Source organism: Streptomyces sp. NPDC036984, from assembly GCF_055607665.1.
This window is the reverse complement of sequence record NZ_JBVJRL010000005.1, coordinates 87,093-106,402: the sequence shown is the minus strand read 5'-3', so window position 1 is coordinate 106,402 and position 19,310 is coordinate 87,093. Positions and strand designations below refer to the sequence as shown.

The window sequence follows — 19,310 nt, the reverse complement described above, 5'->3', positions numbered from 1 at the left end:
GAGGTCTTTCCATGACGGAACTGACGGACGTCACCGGCCCGGCCGCCCCCGCCGCCCCCGTGGCCTTCCCCCAGGACCGCACCTGCCCCTACCACCCGCCGACCGGATACGAGCCGCTGCGCGACGGGCGCGCCCTGTCCAGGGTCACCCTCTTCGACGGCCGCGAGGCCTGGATGGTCACCACCCAGGCCACGGCCCGCGCCCTGCTCGCCGACCCCCGCCTGTCCACCGACCGCCGCCGCCCCGGCTTCCCCGCGCCCACGGCCCGTTTCGCGGCCACCCGCCGGCGCGGGGTGGCGCTGCTCGGGGTGGACGACCCCGAGCACCAGCGGCAGCGGCGGATGCTGATCCCGCCGTTCACCGTCAAACGCGCGGCCGGACAGCGCCCCTGGATCCAGCGGATCGTGGACGAGCTGCTGGACGCGATGATCGCGCAGGGGTCGCCCGCCGAGCTGGTCTCCGCCTTCGCGCTGCCCGTGCCGTCGACCGTGATCTGCGCCCTGCTCGGCGTGCCGTACGCCGACCACGAGTTCTTCGAGGAGCAGTCCCGCAGGCTGCTGCGCGGCCCGACGGCCGTCGACATCGAGGACGCCCGCGACCGGCTGGAGGAGTACCTCGGCGAGCTGATCGACACCAAGGCCGAGCAGGCCGAGCCCGGCGACGGCATCCTCGATGACCTCGTCCACCAGCGGCTCGGCGAGGGCGAGCTGGACCGAGCCGACCTCGTCTCGCTCGCCGTCATCCTGCTGGTCGCCGGCCACGAGACGACCGCCAACATGATCTCCCTCGGCACCTACACCCTGCTCCGGCACCCCGAGCGGCTGACCGAGCTGCGCGCCGACCCCACGCTGCTGCCCGCCGTCGTGGAGGAGCTGATGCGGATGCTGTCCATCGCGGACGGGCTTCTGCGGGTGGCGCTGGAGGACATCGAGATCGGCGGCACCACGATCCGGGCCGGGGACGGCGTGCTCTTCTCGACGTCGGTGATCAACCGCGACGCCTCCGTGTACGACGACCCCGACGCCCTGGACTTCCACCGGCCCGACCGCCATCACCTGGGGTTCGGCTTCGGCATCCACCAGTGCCTGGGCCAGAACCTGGCCCGCGCCGAACTGGAGATCGCGCTCGGCAGCCTGTTCACCCGGCTGCCCGGGCTACGGCTGGCCGCTCCGGCGGAGGACATTCCGTTCAAACCCGGCGACACGATCCAGGGGATGCTGGAACTCCCCGTGGCCTGGTAAGAGGCTCTGCTCATGCACATCGACATCGACAAGGACGTCTGTATCGGCGCCGGACAGTGCGCGCTGGCCGCGCCGGGCGTCTTCACCCAGGACGACGACGGCTACAGCACCCTCCTCCCCGGCCGCGAGGACGGCGCGGGCGATCCGATGGTCCGGGCGGCGGCCCACGCCTGCCCGGTCAGTGCGATCACGGTGCGGGACAGCGCCGGCTGACCGCCGACGGCGCACGCCCGTCCCACCGGCCGGAACGGGCCGGTGGGACGGGCGTGCGCCGGTCGGGTCGATACACCTGGCGCACCCTGCGGACGTAGGCCGCGGTGCCCGGAGTGGAGACGTCCCGGTCCCGGCGCACGATGCTCAGCCGGTCGCCCCAGCGGGCGCGGGCCGCGCGCAGCCCGCCGTCGGTGTACTCGATGTCCACCACCCGGTCGTCGAACGCCTTCGCGTAGACCTCGCACTCGTCGTACTGCCCGCACTCCTCCGCCACCGCGAAGTCCAGCCCCGCCCGCCGCCGCTGCCCGGCCAGTTCCGCGGTGTTCTTCTGCGCGATGGCCAGGTGCCGGGTGTGCGCGTGCCGGGAGAGCAGGGTCATGAACGCGGTCGCGTCGGCCGTGCCGAGCAGCCGGCGGGAGCGGGTGTAGCTGTCGTAGTTGTCGGGCTCGACCGCGTCGAAGCCCTTGTCCGCACAGCCGTCGATCCACCGGTTCACCCGCCGTGCCACCCGCTCCCGCTTGGCCGGGGTGCGGATGTCGAGCAGCGGCTCGTTCCAGTCCTTGTCGATGACGACCCTGCCGTGCGCGTCGCGCAGCAACAGGTCGGCCGGCCAGGAGGAGCGCTCGGCGGGCTGGGCCTGGAACGCGTTGACGTAGCAGATGTTGTACAGGCCCGGGGCGGGGGAGTCCGACCGGTCGCGGCTGACGATCCGCACGCCCGCGGGCGGGGGATAGGCGCCGCCGATCTGGTAGTCGAACCCGGCGCCCCGCGGCGGCAGTCGTACCGCGGCGGGCTTCGGGGAACCGCCCTGCCGCCCGTGGCCGAAGGAGCAGCCGGCCAGTGCCGTCACCGTGACGATCAGCGCTGCCGACAAGGCGCCCAGGGCCGTACGCGACCTCGTGATGCGGTGAACACCCGTGGGGGGCAAGTCCGCTCCATCCTGCCCACGCCGGGAGGCGCGGCACGTGTCAGGATCAAAGCGCCCGCGCGCTCGAGCCGTCAAGTCAGCCCCGGGCCACGTCGTAGGCTCGGCGCTGACCATCGTCGGCGAAGGGCAGGAGCAGCAACGATGCAGTACGTGAAGCTCGGTTCGACGGGCCTGGACGTCTCGCGGATCTGTCTGGGCTGCATGACCTACGGACTGCCGGACCGCGGCACGCACGAGTGGACCCTCGACGAGGAGGCGTCCCGCCCGCTGATCCGGCAGGCGCTGGAGGCGGGCATCAACTTCTTCGACACCGCCAACGTCTACTCCGACGGCACCAGCGAGGAGATCGTCGGCAAAGCCCTGCGGGACTTCGCCGACCGTGACGAGATCGTGCTGGCGACGAAGGTGAACGGCCGGATGCGGCCGGGCCCGAACGGCGCCGGTCTGTCCCGCAAGGCCGTCATGAGCGAGATCGACCACAGTCTGCGCCGCCTCGGCACCGACTACGTCGACCTCTACCAGATCCACCGCTACGACCACGCGACTCCGGTCGAGGAGACGATGGAGGCGCTGCACGATCTGGTCAAGGCGGGCAAGGTCCGTTACATCGGGGCGAGTTCGATGTACGCCTGGGAGTTCTCCAAGGCGCAGTACACCGCCGAGCGGCACGGCTGGACGAAGTTCGTGTCCATGCAGAACCACTACAACCTGCTCTACCGCGAGGAGGAGCGGGAGATGCTGCCCCTCTGCGCGGACCAGGGCGTCGGTGTGCTGCCGTGGAGCCCGCTCGCCCGCGGCCGGCTCACCCGCGACTGGGGCACGGTCACCGAACGCAGCGCCAACGACAACTTCGGCGGCCGGCTGTACCTGGAGAGCGACAGCGCGATCGTCGAGGCCGTCACCCGCATCGCGGCCCAGCGGGACGTGCCGCGCGCCCAGGTGGCCCTCGCCTGGCTGCTGCACCAGGACACGGTGGCCGCCCCCATCGTCGGCGCGGCCGAGCCGCATCACATCGAGGACGCGGTGGCCGCCGTCGAACTGGAACTGACCGACAAGGAGATCGAGGAACTGGAGCAGCCCTACACCCCGCGCGCGGTCAGCGGCCACTGACCGGTCGGTGGGCCCGTGCGGCGCGCCCTCCGTGCCGCACGGACCGGCATCCTCCTGCGCCAAAGGAGAATGCGGAGCTTGACAATTCGTCAATAAAGAAAAAGAAACGCGGGGAATCCCGGGAACCGGAAGATCCCTTGTTCGTACGTGATCGGTTGTGCAAAAGTGTGCCGCCTCAGGTGGACGTTCGGACTGCCCTGTCACCTCGTCATACCTATTGGTATGGACTAATTCCCGTAGTGCGTCTGGAGGAATACGGCTGTGACCGAGGCAGGCCCGTCGGACGAAAGACTGAGCGCCGAACTGAAGAAGTGGACGGGAACGGCACCCGCCCTGCATCCCGTCGGTGAACTCCTCGACCGGCACTGGGCGGCGGCCTTCGCCTACGCCCGGCTGTGCGCCGACGGCCCGCGTGCCGCCGGCATGCTCACCACCGCCGCCTTCACCCGCCTCTTCGGCGCCTCGCTCCGGCAGACCGGCCCGAGCGCCGCCTGGCGGCCCCAGGTGCTGGTCGCCGTCCGCCGGATCGCGGCCGAGTGGGACACCGACGGCCGGCAGGAACTCCTCCACCCCGCGCTGCGCGCGGACGACGGCACCGGCGAGCGTGCCGCGGCCCGGCTGCTGCCACCGCCCGGCCGGCGGCTGCTGTCCCGCGCGTTCCAGCGGGTGCCCGAGACCTCCCGCGCCGTGCTGTGGCACATCGAGGTCGAGGCGGAACCCCCGGCCGTGCCCGCCGCGTTGCTCGGCCTGGACGAGGACGACGTCCACGTCGAACTCCGCCGTGCCCACGAGCGGCTCCGCGAGGAATGCCTCCAGGTCCACCGGGAACTCGCCCCCGAGGCCGAGTGCCGGCGCTATGTGCGCATGCTCGACGTCACCTTCCGGCGCGGCGGCACCGACATCGACCCGGACCTGGGGCAGCACCTGGCCGGTTGCGCGCACTGCGGCCGGACCGCCGACCAACTCGCCCGGTTCAACGGCGACCTGGGTCTCGCGCTCGCCGAGGCGGTCCTCGGCTGGGGCGCCCGCGACTATCTGGAGTCCCGGGCGAGTCGCGCCGAGGAGCCCGCCGCACCGGCTCCCGCCGCCGTCGCGCCTCCCGCGGGCGAACCGTTCGCGCCCCCGCCGCCCACCACGCCCCCCACCTCCGCAGCAGCGGCCGAAGCCGCCGGCCCGGGAGAACCCGCCGCCCGCGGTGTCCGCTCCGCCCGCGACCGATCAGGCCGCGGCGGGCCTGCCGACCGCAGCCGATCCGCTGACGGTGGTGGTCGCTCCGCCCGCGACCGATCCGCCGCGCGCGGCGCGGCCACCCCCCGCACCCGCCCGGCCGGTTCCCCACCGCCCGCCACCCCGAGCCGCTCCGCCCAGCGCGCCGCCCGGCGGGTCCGGCGCCGCAACCTCGCCTTGGCCGTGGCCACCGTCAGCGGTCTGGTCGTCCTGCCGCTGGCGCTGTGGTCGGTGCTCGGCTCCGGCGACACCCCGGCCCCCGGCGCCGCCGGCCCGCCCTCCCGGACGCCGGGCGAGAACGCGGTCTCGCCGGGCGCGTCCTGGGCGGCCGGGGCGGACACCGCCGGTCAGGGCACCCTGCACGGCCGACTGCACAACCGCACCTCCGGCCTGTGCGTCGGTGTCGTCGGGGAGAAGGCGGTCGAGGGCGCCGAGACGGAACTCACCGACTGCTCCGCCGTCCCGAGCCAGCAGTGGACGTACGAGACCGACGGACTGCTGCGCAACGCCGCCGCCCCCGGCCTCTGCCTGGACTCCCGCCTCGGCTACTCCGTCCGCCTCGCCCCCTGTGCGGCCACCGGAGAGGCCGCCCGCACCATGCGCTACGACTTCACCCTCCAGGGCGCCCTCGTGCCCCGCTCGAACCAGGAACTGGCCCTCACCCCGGCCGCCACAGACGGCTCCGGCGCCCTGGTGCTCAAGACCCGCGCCGCGGGGACCGCCCAGCGCTGGGTCGTCGACACCGCCCACGCGGATCTGCGGATGGAGAACGTCAACTGGGACAGCGACAGCGCCCCGCTCCCGGCGCCCACCGCGCCGCCCGGCACCTTGGCGCCGGCCATCCCCACGCCGTCCGGGCCGGCGAAGCCGACGCCCACCCCGACCGCGACCGAGTCCGGTGCGGCGCCCTCGCCGACCGCCACCGTCGACCCGTGCGCGGTGTACCCGGAGTACTGCGGCCGGGGTGGCGGCGAAGGATACGGCGGCGGCCGGCACCGCCGCTGAGTCAGGGGTGGTGCGGCGGCGGGGGCGGGATCGTCGCCAGCCCCGGCGCCGGTGCCGGCCACACGAGCAGCACCGGGCAGGGCGCGTGGTCGACGGCGAACCGGACGGCCGGGCCGAGGCTCTTCGGGCCGAGGCGGGACCGGTCCCCGTCCCGGGCCAGCACCAGCAGACCGGCCCCCTCGGCGGCGGCCACCACCTCCCGCTCGACCCGGCCGGACCGCTCCTCGCGCGCACAGGGCCGGCCCAGCCGCTCGGCCGCCGCGTCGAGCAGCGCGGCCGCGGACGTGCCGCCCAGCGCCTCCACCCGGTCACCCGGATCGCTGCCCCAGCCCTCGGCCGGGTGCCCCCGCGGGTGGGCGCGCCCGAGCAGCCCCGCGAAGGCCCCGTGCGCCACCCCGGGCACATCGGGCCCGCTCACATGGAGGAGCACCACCTCGGCGTCGTCCGGCGCGTGGGCGCGCACCGCGTCCACGCAGGCGGGCCAGGTCCCCTCCACGAGCCAGGCGATCACCCGCATCCTCTCGGCCTCCCTCGGCTCGGGCGCACGCGTCACAGAAACTGGAGCGACCCCCACAGTGCCACCACCGCGACCGCGAGGGAGGACGGCACGGCGAGCAGACCGAGCCGGGTGAACTCGCCGAGGTCCACGTCGTGCTCGTGCTGGTGCACGATCCGCCGCCACAGCAGCGTGGCCAGCGATCCGGCGTAGGTGAGGTTCGGGCCGATGTTCACGCCCAGCAGCACGGCGAGGACCGCCCCCGGCCCGGCGGGCGCCGCCAGCGACAGCAGGACCAGCACCGCGGGCAGGTTGTTGATCAGGTTGGCCAGCACTGCGGCCAGCGCGGCGACGGCGAGCAGCGCGGGCAGGCCGGTGCCGTCCGGCACCACATGCCCGAGCACGTCCGCGAGCCCGTTGTCGACCACCGCCCGCACCACGATGCCCAGCGCCAGGACGAACGCGAGAAAGCCCGGGGCCGCCGCCCGGACCACGGTCAGCGGGCTCGCCCGCCGGCGCACCAGCGCCCGCCCGGCCAGCACCAGCGCGCCGGCCGCGGCCACCCAGGCGGGGTCCACGCCGAACGCCGACGCCACCACGAACCCGGCCAGCGTGCACCCCACGGTCACCAGCGCGAACAGCGGCAGCCGGGGCGTCTCGCCGGTGCCTTGGACCGTCGGGGCCGCCGCCGCCAGATCCCGGGCGAAGAACCGCCGGAACACCAGGTACTCGACGCCGATCGCGGCCAGCCACGGCAACGCCATCAGCGCCGCGAACCTCGTGAAGCTCAGCCCGCTCGCCGCGAACGCCAGCAGGTTCGTCAGGTTGGACACCGGCAGCAGCAGCGACGCCGTGTTCGACAGGTGCGTGCAGGCGTACACGTGCGGTTTGGGCCGTACGCCCGTCCGCGCGGCCGTGGCGAAGACCACCGGGGTGAGCAGCACGATCGTCGCGTCCAGGCTGAGCACGGCGGTGATGGCCGACGCCAGCGCGAACACCGCCGTCAGCAGCCGCGCCGGCCGGCCCGCCGCCCACCGGGCCGTCCACGCCCCGCACGCCTGGAACAGCCCCTCGACATCGCAGAAGTGGGCGAGCACCAGCACGGCGGCCAGGAACCCGACCACCGGGCCGAGCCGTTCGGCCTCGGCCCGGGCGTGGTCGAGCGAGATCGCGCCGGCCGCGACCGCGATCCCGGCGGCGGGTACGGCCATCACCGCCTCCGGCCAGCCGAAGGGCCGTACGACGGCCCAGGCCAGCACGGCGACCAGCAGAGTGGCGGACAGCGCCTCGGCGAGCGGGGTGTTCAGGGCGGGTCCTTCCGAAGAGATCACAAGATGCCCGCCCATGAAAACAGACGACCTGGGGAACGCTACGACGGCCGGCTGCCCGCCGTGCCGAGGAACTCCGCCCAGCCGCCTGCCGGGGACTGCCCCGGCCCCAGCGTGCGCAGCGTGCGCAGCACCGCCCGGTCCTGCGCCTCCAGCCAGGCCACGAGCTGCTTGAAGGACACGAAGCGCACGTCGTCGTACGCGGCCATCTTTCCGATGGCCTCCTCGACGGCGTCCATGTAGATACCGCCGTTCCAGCGTTCGAAGTGGTTGCCGATGAACAAGGGCGCGCGGTTGCTCTCGTAGGCACGCCGGAAACCGGCCAGGTAGGTGTCGCGGGCCTGGGCGCGCCAGGCGTCGTACTGCGCGCGGTCGCCCAGCGGATTGCCCCCGGACTGGTTGAACATCATGTTGTAGTCCATCGAGAGCACCTGGAAGGAGTGCCCGGAGAACGGTATGGACTGGAGCGGGAAGTCCCAGAGCCTGCCGCCCTGCACCTTGCCCGGCCAGATCTGCAGGCCGCCGGGGGAGCTGGCGTCGTACTTCCAGCCGAGCGCGGCCGCGGTGGGCAGCAGATTGGCCTGGCCCTCCAGGCAGGGGGTACGGCCGCCGATCAGCTCCTTGCGGTAGTCGAAGGGGAGCGGGTCGAGGTCGGTGAAGCCGGTGTTCGTCTTCCACTTCGTCACGAAGCCGACGGCCTGCTCGATCTCGCTGCGCCACTCGGCCGGGGACCACGTGCGCACGCCGGTCGCGCCGCAGAAGTGCCCGTTGAAGTGGGTGCCGATCTCGTGGCCCTCCAGCCAGGCGGCGCGCACCTGCTGGAGGGTGGCGTGGATGTGCCGGTCCGCGAGGTAGCCGATCGCGGAGGCGCCGACCGGGTGCTGCGGGGGCCGGTAGAGGTGCTTCTTGGACTCGGGCAGGGTGTAGATGCCGCTGAGGAAGAACGTCATCCCGGCGCCGTGGTCGGCGGCCACCTTGCGGAACCGGGAGAACAGGCCGTTGCTCAGCTCGCCCGCGCCGTCCCAGGAGAACACCACGAACTGCGGGGGCCGCTGCCCGGGCTTCAGCCGGGCCGGCTTCGGCTGGTGCGGCTGGGCGCCGGTGTCGGCGGTGGAGCCGTCGCCGATCGGCTTCACCGGCCGGGCCTGCTTGGTCCCCCTGCCGTCCGCCGGGTCCGGTCCACCGACCGAGAGGCCGGTGCCGGAGGAGCAGGCGGCCAGCGTTCCGAGGGCGCCCGCCGCCGCCCCCGCCGTCAGCACCCGCCTGCGTGAGATCCCGTTCATCTTCTCCCCGATTCCCTGGTCATGGCCCGCGCGGGGCCTGTTCGCGATGCGGTCGACCGGGTTCGATGAGGGAAGGCGGAGGAAAGATCGCGGCCGTCGGCGCCTGTTGCCGTCCTGTGACAGTTGTGGCGCCGTCATGACGAACCCCGCTGCCTCGGGGGCTGACAGCGGGGTTCGTGCGGAGGGGGCCCGGGTCAGGGGCCGGTGCCGGGGCTGAGCACGGTCAGGTGGACCGTCGAGTGGTTCCCGGAGACGGGTACCGGTCCGCCCGACCAGGCCGCCTTCAGCGGATCGCGCTCGTCCGGCGGCGTGACCAGCAGCGCGGCCGGCCTGGCCGACTTCGCCCCGCTGACCTCCGGGTTGGAGAAGGTCAGCCCGGCCCAGGCGCTCTGCCCGGGGCGCAGCGTGACCGTCGTCGGGGAGCCCGGTTCACGCTTGGGGTCGGCACCGAGCTGGGTGCCGGAGTCCGTCACGAAGGCCGCGCCCGGGTAGCCGCGCAGGGTGCAGGTCCGGGCGGACTTGTTGGTGAGTACGACGGGGAAGTTCTCCTGGCCGGCCCCCGGGTCGTTGCGGCCCACGGAGGCACGCAGTTCCGAGGTGTGGCAGCGGGAACTCGTGGCGGCGGTGACGGTGGCCGTGGTCGTACCGTCCGCGGAGGCGGTCGCCTTCGGGGCGGCGGAGGACGCGGCGGCGTCCGTGGAGGCGGAGGTCGTGGCGGAGGCCGGACTCGCCGTGCCGTCCCGGGCGGGCCCGGCCGTACCGGAGACCGTGGCCGGCGGGCTGGCGTGCGCGTCGGGGCTGTTGCCACAGGCGGTCAGGAGGCCCAGCACGGCGACCGTGCCCACGAGCAGGGCCCCGCGCCGCGTGGACCGGGGGGTGTACACCATGTCGCTCAACACTCCTGGATGTTCAGGGCACGCGACCAGGACGCGTGCCTACGGCGCCGGGTGCGCCGTCATCTCCGTCCGATGCGCGGGTCGCCGGAAAAGTTCGGGACATGCGGGGTTCTTTTCCCCGCCTTGACCCTCGGCAGGCCCTTCCGGACCCCGGCAGGCCCTTTCAGGTCACGCGCAGCGAACGGAGCACGCGGTCGGTCGCGTCCCCGTCACCCCGCTGGCGCACCTGCACATACACCTGCGGCTGCGCGGCGCCGCCCGCCGGGACCAGCGCGGACTCGGTGACCGAGCCGCCGTCCGGGCAGCCGCTCCAGGCCCGGACCAGCCCGTGCCAGTCGGCGTCCGTGAAGGTACGGGCCCCCGCGTAGCGGCAGCCGGCGTGGGCGAGCGCCTTCACCTTCGCGGTGACGTCGCCGTGCGCGCTGACGCCGACGAACACACCGTCCACGGCGGACTTCAGGTCGGACCAGCGGGAGACGTCGTCGGCCACCACGAGACCCGGCTCGTGCCCCGCCGTCAACCCGAGGGCGTGCGGGTTCCAGCCGGCGGGGCGCAGCTCGCGGCCCCAGCCGGCGGGCACCCGCAGGGTCACCCGCCCGGTGGCGTCCGCGACCCGCACCTCGCCGTCGGCCGTGTCCTCGTGGTGGAGCACCACGGTCGCCGTGACCGAGGCCGCGGTGGCGGCGAGCACCGCGGCGAGGGCCAGCGTCACCGTGTTGAGCCGGTTGCGCACCCTGTCCAGCCGCCGCGCGGGCCGCACCGCCGAGCCCGCGGCCAGCCGGTCCAGCTCCTGCGCGAACGCCGGGGCGCCCGGCCAGCGTCGGGCCCGCTCCGGTTCCAGCGCGCGCAGCAGCGCCCGCTCGACGTCCTCGCCGAGCTGCGGCCGCAGCCGCCGGGGCGATACGACCTTGCCCGGCGGCCCCGGCACGGTCCCGGTGAGCAGCTCGTAGCCGACCGCGCCCAGGCTGTAGACGTCCGCGCGCTCGTCGATGCCCTCGCCGGGCTCGGCCTGCTCCGGCGGCTGGTAGCCCGCCGAACCCGCCGCCAGCGTCAGCACCGAGGCCTGCGCGAGGCTCTTGGCCAGCCCCAGGTCGGCCAGCAGCACCCGCCGGGTGCCGTCCGGGGCGGTGTGCAGCAGCACGTTGGTCGGCTTGATGTCACGGTGCACGATGCCCGCCTCGTGCAGCGCGGCGGCGCTGCGCGCGGCCTCGGCGGTCAGCGCCAGCGCGTCCCGCACCGGCAGCGGCCCGCCGGCCAGCAGATCGGCGAGGGTCCCGCCGGCGGCGTACTCCATCACGAAGTACGGCCTGCCGTCCGGGAGTTCGCCGATGTCGTAGACCTGCACCACCCGGCTGGAACCGGCCCGGCGCAGCAGCCGCGCCTCCGACAGGAAGCGCTCCCTGATGTCGAGCCGGTGGGACCAGTTCTCCGCGAGGACCTTCACCGCCACCGGCGCCTGGAGCTCGGGGTCGTGAGCGAGCCACACCGTGGCGAAGGCGCCGCTGCCCAGCGGCCGTGCGAGGCGGTAGCGGCCGATCCGCTCCAGGGAGTGCATACGACTATCATGCCTGGCCTGAGATCGACGTGGAGGGGAGCCTTTTCGTGCAGGAACAGGCGCCGATGGACGACCTGGCCCGGCGTGCCGCCGCCGGCGACAGCGGGGCCCTGGACCGGCTGTTGACCGGGATCCGGCCCGAGGTCGTGCGCCGCTGCGCGCGCTTCCTGCCCTGCCGGGAAGACGCCGAGGAGGCCGCCCAGGACGTGCTGCTCCAGGTGGCCCGGCACATCACCGGCTTCCAGGGCCGCAGCCGGTTCGGCACCTGGCTGTACACCGTCGTCGCCAACTGCTGCCGGCAGAAGTACCGGGAGCTGAAGCGGCGGGCCGCCGAGCAGCCCGCGGCCATCGAGCCCGCGCACGCCGTCGACCCGCGCACCACCAGCGTCATCGCCGGCTCCCGGGTGGACCTGCTGGAGGCCCTGGACCGCCTGGAGCGGGAGCATCCGCACCTGGTCGCGCCGCTGGTCTACCGGGACATCTGCCAGCTGGACTACGCCGAGGCCGCCGAGCGCGCCGGTATCCCGCTCGGCACCTTCAAGTCCCGGCTGCACGAGGCCCGCAGACAGGTACGGCCCTGGCTGACGGCCACCTGAGCGCTACACGTCCTCCTCGAACAGCGGCAGTTCCGCCCAGATCGTCTTGCCCTCCGGAGTGTGCCGGGTGCCCCAGCGCTGGGTGAGCTGAGCGACCAGCAGCAGACCCCGGCCGCCCTCGTCGAAGCTCTTGGCCCGGCGCAGATGCGGGGCGGTGTGGTTGGTGTCGGAGACCTCGCAGGTCAGCGTGTCCGCGTCGTGGATCAGCCGGAGCCGGATCGGGTGCGCGCCGTACCTGATGGCATTGGTGACCAGCTCGCTGACCACCAGCTCCGCCGCGAACGTGGCCTCGCTCAGTTCCCAGGTGTCCAGCTGCTCCACGACCTGCTTGCGGATCGGCGCGACCAGCGCCGGGTCGGGGGGGATGTCCCAGGTCGCCACCTGCGAGGCGGGCAGGCCCTGGGTGCGGGCGAGGAGCAGCGCCACGTCGTCGGCGGCGCTCCCGGACGGCAGCAGGGCGTGCAGGATGCGGTCGCAGGTCGCGTCCAGGCAGTCCGTGTCCCGGCCGAGCGCCTGGTACAGCAGCTCACGGCCGGCGTCCCCGTCCCGGTTCCGGGAGCGCACCAGTCCGTCCGTGTACAGGGCGAGGACGGTGCCCTCGGGCAGATCGATCTCGGCGGACTCGAACGGCAGCCCGCCGAGGCCCAGCGGGGGACCGGCGGGCAGGTCCAGCAGGTGCGGCCGGCCGCCCGGCCGCAGCAGCACCGGCGGCGGATGCCCGGCGCGGGCCAGCGTGCAGCGGCGGGACACCGGGTCGTAGACGGCGTACAGGCAGGTCGCGCCGACCTCGCCGGGGCTGCCGTCGCCGCCGGACTCCTCCGACAGCCGCAGCACCAGGTCGTCCAGGTGCGTGAGCAGCTCGTCCGGGGCCAGGTCGATGTCGGCGAGGGTGCGGACGGCGGTGCGCAGCCGGCCCATGGTGGCCGAGGCCTGGATGCCGTGTCCGACGACGTCCCCGACGACCATCGCCACCCGCATCCCGGACAGCGGGATCACGTCGAACCAGTCCCCGCCCACACCGGCGCGCGCGGCCGGCAGATAGCGGGAGGACGCCTTCAGCGCGGCCGTGTGCGGCAGCGAGCGGGGCAGCAGGCTGCGCTGGAGCGCGAGTGCGGTCTCCCGCTCGCGCGAGTAGCGGAGGGCGTTGTCGATGCAGACGGCGGCCCGCGCGGTGATCTCCTCGGCGAGCAGCACGTCGTCCGCGGTGAACGCGTCCGGGCGCCGGTGCCGGGTCAGCACCGCGACCCCCAGGGTCAGCCCGCGCGCCTGGATCGGCACCGACATCGCGGAGTGGAGGCCGAACGCGCGCACCATGTCGCCGTGCTTGCCGTGCCGGCGCAGCCACTGGTCCATGGCGCCGGCGGCCACCGAGGTGATGACGGCGCGGCCGGTGGTCAGCGCATCGGCCTGCGGGGAGAAGTCCGGATACTCCTCCGCCTGCCCGGGCTTGATCACCGCCTCCGGTACGCCCCTGAGCACCGACTGGTGGGCGGTGCGGCGCAGCTGCACCGGCGCGGTGATGCGGGCCGGCGGCTCGCCGCCGTACTCCTCCGGGTCCAGCAGGTCGATGGTGACGAAGTCGGCGAGCGCGGGCACGCAGACGTCCGCCAGCTCCTGCGCGGTGCGGGTGACGTCGAGGGTGGTCCCGATGCGCACGCTCGCCTCGTTGACCAGCTGGAGCCGCTGGCGGGCCCGGTGGTTGTCGGTGACGTCGTGCGTGGCCAGGCACACGCCCCGCACCCGGCCGGACCCGTCCCGGACCGGCGCCATGCGGGCGAGCCAGGCGTACGACCGGCCCTCGCCGCCGGCGCGCAGGAAGGTCTGTATGTCCCGCGGCCGGCCCGAGGTCAGCACCCGGAGCATGCTCTGCTCCAGCTCCTCGCCCTGCGGCCGGCCGCCGATCTCCGCGAGCCGGAGCCCCCGTACCCGCTCCTCCGGCAGCCCGAGGACGGCGGCCATCGCCTCGTTCATCCGGCGCAGCCGCAGCCGGTCGTCGTAGACGGCGACCGGGCACGGCGACTGGATCAGGCCGGCCTCCGTGAGCGGGTCGTGCACGGCGGGCGGCTCCGTGCCGGTGAGCGGGGTGACCACCAGCCAGTCGCCGGGGTCCTCGTCGTGCGGCGGGCGGCGGTGGGCCAGCAGCCACACGGTGACGGTACGGCCGTCCCGGTGGCGCAGTCCGACCGTCCCCGCCCAGCGCGGGCCCGTCGGCACGGGCGGGGTGGTGGCGCCGGCCAGCAGGTCGGCGGCGGGGCGGCCCAGGACGGCGTCGGCCGGGTGGCCGAGCAGGCGCCGCGCGCCCTCGTTCCACTCCACCAGCGTTCCGTCCGCGCCGACGACAGCCCGGGCCGTCGCCGCGTCGTCGAACGGATAAGCCCGGCTCATCCTCGCCGCTCCCAAGCGCACACTCACAGTGAACAGGTGGCACCACTCGTGTTCCAGCGTAGTGCTTCGCGCCCTCCCGTGATGCAACCGATGGCCACTCGGCCGAGCCGCCGAACGCCGCCCCGTGGCCGGTCGGGAGTCCATCCGGCCGATGGGTGGCCGAAGGCAGTGGCAAGGCGTTCGGACCTGGACGATCCTGTCCGGCAGGCCGTCACAATCGGTCCGTCACGGACCGGTTGTCTGATCAGGCGGCGTCGTGGAAGACCAGGCCCAGCGTCCGCCGTCGCCCCGACCGCACGGTGCTCACCCCGTGCCGCACCGCCCCGGCCGACCAGCCACGGCGGGTGCGGACGGGGCGCTCGCGGGTGATGAACACCGTCACAGCAGCGTCGGCTGGAGCGCACCCTCGTGGGTGAGCAGCCACAGCTTGTGCTCGACTCCTCCCGCGTACCCGCGCAGGCCGCCGTCCGCGCCGATCACCCGGTGGCACGGGCGGAGCAGAAGCAGCGGGTTCGCGCCGAGGGCCCGGCCCACCGCACGGATCTCCGACCGGGGCACGCCGAGCCGGGCGGCCAGCTCGCCGTAGGTGGTCGTCGTGCCGTACTGGATGTCGTCCAGGGCCTGCCACACGGCCTGCTGGAACGGGCTGCCGGCGGGGGACAGCGGCAGGTCGCGGCGGTCCGGGCGGCCCGCGAAGTACGCGTCCAGCCACCGGTGCGCGGCGGTGAACGGCCGGTCGTCGCGGTCGTCCGCGTGGACCGCGGGCGCGCCGCGCTGCCCGGGCAGGGAGAGCGAGGTGAGGGCGGGACGGCCGGCCGGGGACACGGCCGCGGTCAGCAGCAGGTCGCCCAACGGGCTCGCGTGGACGGTGTGGACGGTGCGTGTCACCATCGGTCCTCCTTCGGCTTGTTCCGTGCTGTCGAGTCTCCGGCGCCGCGCGCCGCGCCACCGGCGGGAATCGGACACCGCCCTCGTCCCCCTCCGGTACCGCAGGTGACCTGCACTGACCTGTGGTTATTTACGCGTGAGTACCCGCGCGGTACCGTGTGGGGCATGCCAGCTCTCAACGTGGAGTTCAGCGAACGGGAACTAGAGGACCTGCGGCAGATCGCCAAGGAGCGCGGTACGTCGATGAAGGCCCTCGTGCGCGAGGCCGCCGCCGCCGACATCGCCCGCCACCGGGCCCTGCAGGAGGGCGCCGAGGCCTTCCGCCGCTTCTTCGCCGGCCACGCCGAGGAGTTCGCCGCGGCCTTCCCCGACGACGAGCGTCCCGCCAAGGGCGAGGCCGCCTGAGCGATGCCCTCCGTCATCCATATCGACGTCCCCTGGCTGCTCCAGCGCCATGAGGAAGTACTGCCCGACCAGCCCGCCGTGGACGACTTCTCCGCGCTGGTCGCCGCCGTCGCCCGGCACCGGGTGGACCCGCCCCGGCTCGGCGTGGACTCCGACGCGGCCTGGCGGGCCGCCGCGCTGCTGCACACCCTCGCCGTGCTCAAGCCGCTGCCCGCGGCCAACGCCCGCTTCGCCTGCGCGACCGCCGTGGCCTACATGTTCGTCAGCGGCGTCGGCATCGACCCGCCCTACGGCGCCCTCGTCGACCTGGCCCGCGATCTGATCTCCGGCAACACCGACGTGTACGGCGCCGCCGACCGGCTCCGCTCCTGGCAGATCTGACCCGCCGGGCCCGGCCCCGGGCAGGTGCCCCCGCCCCGGCCGGCGGGGGAAGCCGCCGGGGCCGCCGGCCGAGGGGGGCCTTTCGAGGAGGTCCGGTTCCCAGTCCACCACCGGGCCGCACGCCGCGGGAGCGTGCGCGTCCGGCCGGTGCGTGCGCACGTTTCACACGGGGCGCAGGAAGAATTCGGCCTCCTTGCGACAAGCCCTCGCCGACGCCCTATTTCTGACTTTCTTTCAACACCCTCGATGTCTTACGTGCGCCTTGTTGCTCGTGTGGAAGTTGTGCAAGGGTTCGGGGCGCGGTGCAATTCCGCTCCCTCGCGCACGCGAGAGCGACAGACAGGCACCAACGCACCACGCGCCAAAGGAATTCGCTCAGTGCACACCCCCCACCCCCCGCGTCCTTCGTATCCGCCGCCCGGCGCCGATCCAGGGGAATCCGACGAGTCGCTCGCCGGTCCGCTGCGGGCCGGCTCCGACGCGGAGGCATCCCGGTCCGCCGCCCTCCTGATGGCCCGGCACTGGCAGCCGGCCCAGGACTACGCCGTCATCTGCCTGGCCGCCTCCGGGCCGCTCTCCCACATGGTCACCGCCACCGCCTTCCACCAGGTCCTCGGCCGGCTGGCGCTCGGCGAACCCGCCGACGCGCTGCGGCCACGGCTGCTGGTGACCGTCCGGGACACGGTCGTGAACTGGTCCGGCACGGACCGCGTCACCGCCGTGCTGCCCGGCCTCGGAAAACCCGCCGGCGGCCGCGGCATGCGCGCCGCGCCGGCTCTGATACCGGAGAACCGCACCCTCACCGACCGTGCGTTCCACAGCCTTTCCCGGCTGGAACAGGCCCTGTTGTGGCATACCGAGGTCGAGGCCGAGCCACCGGAGGTCCCCGCTGGGCTGCTCGGCATGGACACCGAGAGCGCGACGGCCGCGCTCGAACAGACCCGCGAGAAATTCCGTGAGGGCCTGGTGCGCGCCCACCGGGAACTCGCGCCCGGCAAGGAATGCCGTTACTACAACCGCCTCCTCGACGTGCCGATCCGCCGGGGCGGGGCGCTGCTGCCCGACGTCCAGGAGCATCTGGCCGGCTGCGCCTACTGCCGGCACGCGGCCGATCAACTCGGCCAGGCCGAGGCCGCCTTGGGCGTGCTGCTCGCCGAGGCCGTGCTCGGCTGGGGAGGCCGCCGCTACCTCGACTCGCGCCCCGGCCGCCACCCGGGTCCCGCCCGCAGCCGGGGCGGCTCCCGGCGTTCCGGCGGGCGCCGGCGCGGCGGTGGCGGGCCGGGGCTCCTGGCCCGCATGACCGTGTCCGGCGGCCGGCGCCGCGCCGGCACGGGCGGAGCCGGGCGGCTGCTCTCGGGGGCGCCGGCACGCCGCGCATCCGGGCCGGCCCGGTCCTCCCGGACGCTGCTCATCGGCGTCGGCGTGGCCTCGGCCGGGCTGCTCGCCACCGTCCTCGCCGTGAGTGCCTGGCCGGACGGCGACGAGGGCACCGCCCCGGTCGCCACCATCAGCGCCGTCCCCGGTGCCTCCTCCCCGTCCGCGTCCGCCACCGCGCCCGGCACCGCCGGTCTGCCCGCAGCCGGTCGGCCCGGCCGGCTGCGCAACGCCGCCGCCGGCCTGTGCCTGGACATCGAGGGCACGCCGGAAACCGGGGCGAGCGCCGTCCTCGCCGGGTGCTCCGGCGCGGCCACACAGCAGTGGACGTACGGCACCGACGGGCTGCTGCGCAGCGCGGCCGGCCCGGCCCTGTGCCTGGACTCGCACGCCGACGCCGGCGTGGTGCTCCTCGGCAGCTGCGCCGAGGCCGGAGCGCGCCGGGGTGACGACGTGCGCTACGACCTCACCCCGCAGGGCGAGTTGCTGCCCCGCTGGGACCGGACCCTCGCCCTCGCGGCCGGCGACGGGCCCGGCGCCGAGCTCGTCGTCAAGGTCCGGGACGGCTCGGCCGGCCAGCGCTGGACGACCGACACGCCGACGGCCGGCCCGGGTTCGCTGTCGATCGCCGGTACGGACGACCCGGCGTCCCGGCCGGCGGCGCGGCGTATCTAGCGGCGCGGCGCAGCCCGGACCTCGCGCCCGCGGGCGCGGTCAGCTGGGATCCTCCACCAGGTCCGCCGGCGACACCGTGGCCGGGCCGGTGTGGCCCGACAGGGCGAGGGTGAGGTCGAACTCCGCCAGCAGACAGCGGATGACGTGTTCCACGCCCGCCTGGCCGTCCAGGCCGAGTCCGTAGACGTACGGCCGGCCCAGCAGGACCGCCCGCGCGCCGAGGGCGAGGGCCTTGAACACGTCGTCGCCGGTGCGCACCCCGCTGTCGAACAGCACCGTCAGCCGGTCGCCGGCCGCCTGCGCGATCCGGGGCAGGGCGTCGGCCGCCGCGACCGAGCCGGCCACCTGCCGGCCGCCATGGTTGGAGACCACCACGCCGTCCACCCCGGCGTCCGCGGCGAGGCGGGCGTCGTCCGGGTGCAGGATGCCCTTGAGGACGATCGGCCCGTCCCAGTGCTCGCGCAGGAAGGCCAGGTCCGGCCAGGTGTGGCCGGCGTCCCCGAACAGGCCGAGGAAGTGCAGCACCGCCGCCTTCGGATCCTCGTGCACCGGCTTGGCGAGGCATGCCTGGAACGCGGGGTCGGTGAAGTAGTTGGCGGTGCCCACGCCGTGCAGGAACGGCAGATATGCCTGGTCCAGGTCGCGGGGCCGCCATGCCAGCAGCGGGGTGTCCAGCGTGACGACCAGCACCGAGAACCCGGCCGCCTTCGCCCGGGCGAGGAAACTCCGGGTCACCTCGCGGTCCTTGCCCCAGTACAGCTGGAACCACCGCTCGGCGTCCCCCGTCGCCTCCGCGACCTGTTCCATCGGCGTGCTCGCCGCCGACGACAGGACGTACGGCACGCCCTGCGCGGCCGCCGCCCGGGCGACGGCCGGCTCGGCGTCCGGATGCATGATCGACATCGTGCCCACCGGAGCGAGCGCCAGCGGCGCCGGCAGGGTCCGCCCGAGCACCTCGGTCGTGAGATCCCGCTCGTGCACGTCGCGCAGCATGCGCGGCACGATGCGGCGCCGGGCGAGGGCCGCCCGGTTGGCCCGGGCCGTGCTGCCGTCGCCCGCGCTGCCCGCCACATAGCCCACCGGGCCCGGGCCGAGCCGGTGTTCGGCCAGCTCCTCCAGCCGGGTCAGATCGGTCGGCAGCCGGGGCACGGTCCCCGTCATCCCGTTCAGGTAGATCTCGTACTGGAGATCCGCCCAGTGCCGCACCATCTGTCCCTCCCGCCCCACGCCGATCCCGTACCCGCCCGACCATAGCGATCGGTGACCCGTAGGGCACCGCCCGGAACGCGTCAGCACGCGCCGGCCGGGCGGAACCGGATGGTCC

General features: G+C 74.4%; 17 protein-coding genes and 1 pseudogene. 8 read left to right on the top strand and 10 right to left on the bottom strand.

Annotated elements, in window-relative coordinates:
- The first annotated feature begins 11 nt into the window (after positions 1-11).
- Together ACZ7DL_RS12245 and ACZ7DL_RS12240 are read left to right on the top strand one after the other, a co-directional pair.
- Entirely contained in the window at positions 12-1,241 is a 1,230-nt protein-coding gene (locus tag ACZ7DL_RS12245) for a cytochrome P450 (RefSeq protein WP_470773695.1), read from the top strand.
- A 12-nt stretch (positions 1,242-1,253) separates the two neighbouring features.
- A complete protein-coding gene (locus ACZ7DL_RS12240; protein ID WP_360737952.1) occupies positions 1,254-1,454 on the top strand; it encodes a ferredoxin in 201 nt (66 codons plus the stop codon).
- Here the strand turns inward: ACZ7DL_RS12240 and ACZ7DL_RS12235 are convergent.
- Positions 1,429-2,382, bottom strand: a complete 954-nt coding sequence (locus ACZ7DL_RS12235) for an endo alpha-1,4 polygalactosaminidase (protein WP_470773692.1) — start codon at positions 2,380-2,382, stop codon at positions 1,429-1,431. The two genes, ACZ7DL_RS12240 and ACZ7DL_RS12235, sit on opposite strands and share 26 nt — an antisense overlap.
- 141 nt (positions 2,383-2,523) lie before the next feature.
- On the opposite strand from ACZ7DL_RS12235, the gene ACZ7DL_RS12230 reads away from it, so the two are divergent.
- Positions 2,524-3,492 carry an aldo/keto reductase gene (locus tag ACZ7DL_RS12230; RefSeq protein ID WP_470773690.1) on the top strand — a complete coding sequence of 323 codons (969 nt, stop codon included), beginning with the start codon at positions 2,524-2,526 and terminating at the stop codon, positions 3,490-3,492.
- A gap of 261 nt (positions 3,493-3,753) precedes the next feature.
- On the top strand, positions 3,754-5,724 hold the full coding sequence (locus ACZ7DL_RS12225) for a ricin-type beta-trefoil lectin domain protein (RefSeq protein WP_470773688.1): 1,971 nt from the start codon (positions 3,754-3,756) through the stop codon (positions 5,722-5,724).
- A 1-nt stretch (position 5,725) separates the two neighbouring features.
- Here ACZ7DL_RS12225 and ACZ7DL_RS12220 read toward each other — a convergent pair whose 3' ends face one another.
- The 5 genes from ACZ7DL_RS12220 to ACZ7DL_RS12200 all read right to left on the bottom strand — a co-directional run bounded on the left by ACZ7DL_RS12220 (position 5,726) and on the right by ACZ7DL_RS12200 (position 11,282).
- Entirely contained in the window at positions 5,726-6,241 is a 516-nt protein-coding gene (locus tag ACZ7DL_RS12220; protein ID WP_470773686.1) for a universal stress protein, read from the bottom strand.
- A gap of 32 nt (positions 6,242-6,273) precedes the next feature.
- A complete protein-coding gene (locus ACZ7DL_RS12215; protein WP_470773684.1) occupies positions 6,274-7,566 on the bottom strand; it encodes an arsenic transporter in 1,293 nt (430 codons plus the stop codon).
- Positions 7,567-7,589: 23 nt separating this feature from the next.
- On the bottom strand, positions 7,590-8,831 hold the full coding sequence (locus ACZ7DL_RS12210) for a polysaccharide deacetylase family protein (protein WP_470773681.1): 1,242 nt from the start codon (positions 8,829-8,831) through the stop codon (positions 7,590-7,592).
- Positions 8,832-9,025: 194 nt separating this feature from the next.
- A complete protein-coding gene (locus ACZ7DL_RS12205; protein WP_470773679.1) occupies positions 9,026-9,718 on the bottom strand; it encodes a DUF4232 domain-containing protein in 693 nt (230 codons plus the stop codon).
- 172 nt (positions 9,719-9,890) lie between these two features.
- A complete protein-coding gene (locus tag ACZ7DL_RS12200) occupies positions 9,891-11,282 on the bottom strand; it encodes a serine/threonine-protein kinase (protein ID WP_470773678.1) in 1,392 nt (463 codons plus the stop codon).
- A 65-nt stretch (positions 11,283-11,347) separates the two neighbouring features.
- Between ACZ7DL_RS12200 and ACZ7DL_RS12195 the strand changes: the two genes are divergently transcribed.
- Entirely contained in the window at positions 11,348-11,878 is a 531-nt protein-coding gene (locus tag ACZ7DL_RS12195; RefSeq protein ID WP_470774078.1) for an RNA polymerase sigma factor, read from the top strand.
- Between the two features lie 3 nt (positions 11,879-11,881).
- On the opposite strand, the gene ACZ7DL_RS12190 is transcribed toward ACZ7DL_RS12195, so the two are convergent.
- The 3 genes and pseudogenes from ACZ7DL_RS12190 to ACZ7DL_RS12180 form a co-directional block, all read right to left on the bottom strand.
- Positions 11,882-14,263: a SpoIIE family protein phosphatase gene (locus ACZ7DL_RS12190; RefSeq protein WP_470773676.1), complete on the bottom strand. Its 2,382-nt coding sequence runs from the start codon at positions 14,261-14,263 to the stop codon at positions 11,882-11,884.
- Between the two features lie 244 nt (positions 14,264-14,507).
- Positions 14,508-14,639: pseudogene (locus ACZ7DL_RS12185) on the bottom strand (2OG-Fe(II) oxygenase); the annotation flags it as partial.
- A 2-nt stretch (positions 14,640-14,641) separates the two neighbouring features.
- Positions 14,642-15,154 carry a methylated-DNA--[protein]-cysteine S-methyltransferase gene (locus ACZ7DL_RS12180; RefSeq protein WP_470773674.1) on the bottom strand — a complete coding sequence of 171 codons (513 nt, stop codon included), beginning with the start codon at positions 15,152-15,154 and terminating at the stop codon, positions 14,642-14,644.
- Positions 15,155-15,316: 162 nt separating this feature from the next.
- On the opposite strand from ACZ7DL_RS12180, the gene ACZ7DL_RS12175 reads away from it, so the two are divergent.
- The 3 genes from ACZ7DL_RS12175 to ACZ7DL_RS12165 all read left to right on the top strand — a co-directional run bounded on the left by ACZ7DL_RS12175 (position 15,317) and on the right by ACZ7DL_RS12165 (position 17,986).
- Positions 15,317-15,556, top strand: a complete 240-nt coding sequence (locus ACZ7DL_RS12175) for a hypothetical protein (RefSeq protein WP_030344647.1) — start codon at positions 15,317-15,319, stop codon at positions 15,554-15,556.
- Positions 15,557-15,559: 3 nt separating this feature from the next.
- Entirely contained in the window at positions 15,560-15,937 is a 378-nt protein-coding gene (locus ACZ7DL_RS12170; RefSeq protein ID WP_470773671.1) for a toxin Doc, read from the top strand.
- A gap of 378 nt (positions 15,938-16,315) precedes the next feature.
- Positions 16,316-17,986, top strand: coding sequence for an RICIN domain-containing protein (locus tag ACZ7DL_RS12165; RefSeq protein WP_470773669.1), 1,671 nt, complete (start codon positions 16,316-16,318; stop codon positions 17,984-17,986).
- Positions 17,987-18,025: 39 nt separating this feature from the next.
- On the opposite strand, the gene ACZ7DL_RS12160 is transcribed toward ACZ7DL_RS12165, so the two are convergent.
- Positions 18,026-19,195 carry a lactate 2-monooxygenase gene (locus ACZ7DL_RS12160; protein ID WP_470773667.1) on the bottom strand — a complete coding sequence of 390 codons (1,170 nt, stop codon included), beginning with the start codon at positions 19,193-19,195 and terminating at the stop codon, positions 18,026-18,028.
- Between the last annotated feature and the right edge of the window lie 115 nt (positions 19,196-19,310).